This is a genomic window from Winogradskyella immobilis, from assembly GCF_021887715.1.
GTDB lineage: Bacteria > Bacteroidota > Bacteroidia > Flavobacteriales > Flavobacteriaceae > Winogradskyella > Winogradskyella immobilis.
In genome coordinates this window covers 1-4,798 of sequence record NZ_JAIQXX010000039.1, presented here as the reverse complement: position 1 = coordinate 4,798, position 4,798 = coordinate 1, and the positions used below count along the sequence as shown (strand labels likewise).

At 26.6% G+C, this 4,798-nt stretch carries 3 protein-coding genes; all 3 read left to right on the top strand.

Translation table 11 applies throughout. The annotated features are described in order from the left end of the window. The first annotated feature begins 772 nt into the window (after nucleotides 1-772). Complete coding sequence (locus tag K8Z87_RS13615) at nucleotides 773-1,117, top strand: hypothetical protein (RefSeq protein WP_227478126.1); 345 nt, start codon at nucleotides 773-775, stop codon at nucleotides 1,115-1,117. Between the two features lie 67 nt (nucleotides 1,118-1,184). Next, nucleotides 1,185-2,003 (top strand): GLPGLI family protein, encoded by an 819-nt coding sequence (locus tag K8Z87_RS13610; protein ID WP_227478125.1) that lies wholly within the window; start codon nucleotides 1,185-1,187, stop codon nucleotides 2,001-2,003. 37 nt (nucleotides 2,004-2,040) lie between these two features. Then, entirely contained in the window at nucleotides 2,041-4,665 is a 2,625-nt protein-coding gene (locus K8Z87_RS13605; protein ID WP_227478124.1) for a TonB-dependent receptor, read from the top strand. Nucleotides 4,666-4,798: the final 133 nt, after the last annotated feature.

Here is a 4,798-nt window from a genome sequence, read left to right as displayed (position 1 = left end):
GTTCCGTCTACAGTTGTAACACCATTTCCTGATCCGTTTGGCACATCGAAACTGAAGAAGAATCCATTATTTTCATATGTTTCGTCAAAGATGTTCTTGATTTGAGCTGTAAATACTATATATATTGAATATCCGTAGTCAATCATAAAGTACATTTTTATTTTAATTTCTCGTTATAGAACTTCAATATTTATAGGTATTTCGAGATGCTGAAACGAGTTCAGAATAACACTAAAAAGCAATGCCATCATACAAAACAGACAATCATACATAGATTGAAAAACAGATAACTTATGTTAAAATATGTTAAATTTTAATTACGGTTTTTCCGTAAAAACGTTATGGTTTTTCCGTACTTTTTAGCAATGACAGGGGGTTTAGAGGATAAATCTTAATGTGCTACTTTTTTTTGAATCTAAAAAATAATTAAACGTTTTTATTTTTAAAACCTTATTTATAGTTTAGTTTTACATTTAAAGGGGTTAATTATATTAGAGTTTTAATTAGACAAAGTACTCTTTTGTTTAATACCTAATAAATGTTATGGTTTGATCGACCATATATAGCCAACGTTGGTTTTTTTATTATACTTTGTCACCCAACTTTGTCACTCAACTTTGTCACCCAACTTTGTTACCCAACTTTGTTACCCAACTTTGTTACCCAACTTTGTTACCCAACTTTGTCACCCAACTTTGTCACCCAACTTTGTCACCCAACTTTGTCATAGTTAATTATTAACGCCATAAGATATGGCATAAACTTAAAAATTATGAAAAAATTAGCACTATGTTTATCTTTAGTATTTGCATTTAGCTTGATTAGTTTTGCAAACAATGATGATTTAAGAAAAGAAAACTATGAAGATTCAAAAAAAGAGATTGTATCAAAAAATGTAACTCTTCATATGTATAACTTCCAATATAGTAAAGATGGAGATTTTGTTAGATTTACTAAAGCAACTTGTAGCGGTACTTCTGGTGGCATCACTCAATTTCACACTGTAAGATGCTTTTTATGTTCTCAAGCTAGAGCAGATCGCAAGTGTCAAGAAGAATTAGCAAAAATACAAAGTTTACAACATATCAGTGATGATTGTATTTGCGATGGAGACTAAATTAAAAAATTAATGAAAAGTCATTAACGAATTATATCGTTGATGGCTTTTTTAAATCAAAAAAATCATGAGAAATTATTTTTCTTTTATCATAATATTCGTTATTACCTTACCAATATTATCTCAAACAACAGAAATAACATATACTTTAGAAACCAATAGATATACATCTGCACTTTCTATAGAATCTGAATATAAACTCACAATTTCCAACAATAAATCTATTTTTCAACCAGTAACAAAAGATCCAATAGATTTATATAAAATAGATAAAGAAAATATAAATTTGATATGGGATAAAAACGATGTATCTCATGTGACTCTTGAAAAAGGAGTTAATGATTTTGCTTATATCGATAGATATTACAAAGAGAATAACATTGTTTTTTTCAATTCTATTTTTTTTGGAAAGCAGGTTATAATTGAAGAAAAACTCAATAATATTGGGTTTAGATGGGAAATTAGAGATTCTAAACAAGATTCTATTATACTAGGATATAAATGTCAAAAAGCAACCACTAACTTCAGAGGCCGCACCTACGAAGCCTATTTTACTTCAGAAATAGATAACGTTGGAGGTCCATGGAAGTTTGATGGGCTACCAGGTCTTATTCTATCGGTTAAAAGTACTGACGACTATTTTTCTATAACACCATTAGAATTACAAATCAAGAAAGAGACTACTTCTATTTCAAATCCTTATTTAAACGAAGAACAAACATATACAATAAAAGAATATGCCGATAAACTGAGAAAACGTCATCTAAAAATCTTAAAACAATTTGCAAGTAGTCGCCCATCTGATGATGAGGGAGGCAGTCACAAAATAGAATTCAAAGATTTCATTGAAAACCTAGGAATTGAACCTATAATTTTTGAATATTGATAGTAAAGCTCACCTGATAATGCACCCTTAATCAATTATGAAAATACACATCTACTATGTTATTTTTCTGTTGTTTACAAATATATGTGTATCGCAGACTATTAATGGTAGTGTAGTAGATGACTCTACAAAACGACCCTTATTTGCATATATCCTTGTAAGAGATTCTTTATCTACTAACTCTATAAAAGAATACGAAATAACTAATAACGGTAAATTCTTTTTTGAACTTAAAAAAGAATATTCTATAATAATCATAGAAATTAAATCTGCTAATTATAATTCTGAATTTATAACAATAGATCATCCAAATAAAAATAAAACTTATAGTTTCAGTTTTAGTTTAACTACAAAAAATCCTGAAGAATTATCGGAGGTAATTATAAAAGCTAAAAAAAAGCCCTATACGATTAAGAAAGATACCATATCTTATAACGTAGCAAGTTACTTAGACGGTAGTGAAAGAAAAATACAAGACGTTATAAAAAAACTACCTGGCATTGAAGTTAATGAGTCTAGTGGTGAAATAAAATACAAAGGTAAGTCTATTGAAACAGTAACATTGGATGGTGACAATCTTTTTGACAAAAATTACACCATAGGCACACGTAATATAAATGTAGATATTGTTGAAAAGATTGAAGCCATAGATAACTACAACGAAAATATTTTACTTAAAGATTTTAATAACGGGAAAGTAGCTCTAAATCTAAAACTAAAAAAAGGAAAAGCAGATTTTTCCTTAAATACTGAATTTTCCACTGGTATTTTTAACAATGGTAAATTTGCAGGAGGTTTCAATGGGACATTACTAGCATTAAAAGACAGTTATAAATCTTTCATTACCGGCATATATAATAACATTGGTATCGACAACTCATTACTTGAAAATACTAATAATCAAGATAGACTTAAGTTAAAGAAAATTATTCCAGAAATAAGTACATCAAACATATTTGGCGGCAGGAGTAACATAAATAATCAATTTTTAGGTAGCTATAACAGTATCATTAAAATTAGTAATCGTTTGAGTACTAAAGTTAATTTTAACTATCTAAATGATGAAATACAAAATAATAATAGTTCTTTAAACAATTTCATTATTAATAACGAAGAATTCATTACTTCTGATGAGATTACAATTAACAAGTCTCCTGAAATATATAAATTAGATTTCGAATTAAAATATAATACGAGCAGAAAATCATTATTGGAATATAATTTGAATTTCAATAGAGAAAACATTTCAACTCCAAGAACGACATTAAGAAATTTTACAGACGTTTTACAATCAAATCTATTAACTAACAATGATTTTTTCGAACAAAATCTTCTTTTCACCAAAAAAGCATCAGAAAGATCTGTTTTATTATTTTCATTTACGCATTCTTTAAATGATTTGTCACAAAACTTAAATATTTCTCCGTCAATTATTAATGATACTTTTAATACTGATGACCAAATTATAAATTCTCAAAAAAATTATTTATCATTCAAATCAAATTATTTATTCAAAAAAAATGATAGATTTGACTATAATTTAACTTTAGGTGCTGATTATAGTGATACCTCTTTTAGTTCAGCTCTAATAAGTAGACAAAATAATATTTCTGAAAACAGAATTAATAATAATTTTGACTATTTAAAACAAACTTTAATCCACACAGGTAATTTTAATTTAAACTTTAAGAAATTAAAGTTAACACCTATATATTCTCTATCTATTTTAAATCAAGAATTAAAAACACTGAATAGTAACCCCTCTAAGGATACTCAATTTTTATTTGAACCCAGATTAAGAGTCAATTATCAATTAAATCAATATTCATTTTTTAGAGTAAATGCTTCTTATAACTTAAGAGCAAATGCTGAAGATCGTTTTTTTTCAAATCAAATACTTACTGATACTAGAACAATTGTTCAAAATATTCCAGATTTGAGATTACAAAGAATTCAAAATTATGGTCTTTTTTATATTAATAATAACTTAAATTATAATTTTCAATTTAATACTGGTATAAACTATCGAATTAATAAAGGATCTTTTTTTTCCAGAACTGACGTATCTAGTAATTCAACTTTTACTGAATTCTTCTTTTTACCACAAAATAATTCAACTTTAAACTATAATTTATCCATTTCAAAATATATAGACTTCATCTCAACTACAATAAAATTTAATAGTAATTATTCTTTATCAAATTCTAGAAACATTATAAATGAATCTAATTTAAGAACTATCAAAAATCAATTTCTTTCGCAAGAGTTATTTTTTAAGAGTGCATTTGAATTTCCATTAAACTTTGAAAACAGTTTCACTTGGAATCAAAATATATCAGAAAGTGATGTACAATCATTTACTAATAATTCTATTGAAAACAATTTTAAACTATTATATAAACCATCAAAGTTTTGGTTCTTTTCAAGTTCACTAAACTATTTTTTACCAAGTTTAGATAATCGTAAAAACGATTTTATATTTCTAGATGCTAGAGTTCGATATAGAACTAAAAACAGAAAATTTGACATTAGTCTTATTGGTAATAATTTGATTAATGAGAATAATTTTCAACAAATTCAAACATCAGATATCTCAACCAATATTTTTCAGAGTAACATACTACAAAGGCATTTATTAATCAATTTTGCTTATAGTTTTTAAAATTTTAAGGTTACACCAAACAAAGCATTTATACCTGCTTGAGGATAAAACCCTGTTCCGTCTACAGTTGTAACACCATTTCCTGATCCGTTTGGCACATCGAAACTGAAGAAGAATCCATTATTTTCATATG

What these genes read in the sequence shown, in the direction of transcription:
- K8Z87_RS13615 (WP_227478126.1), top strand. Translation starts at nt 773, where the DNA reads ATGAAAAAATTAGCACTATGTTTATCTTTAGTATTTGCATTTAGCTTG.
- K8Z87_RS13610 (WP_227478125.1), top strand. Translation starts at nt 1,185, where the DNA reads ATGAGAAATTATTTTTCTTTTATCATAATATTCGTTATTACCTTACCA.
- K8Z87_RS13605 (WP_227478124.1), top strand. Translation starts at nt 2,041, where the DNA reads ATGAAAATACACATCTACTATGTTATTTTTCTGTTGTTTACAAATATA.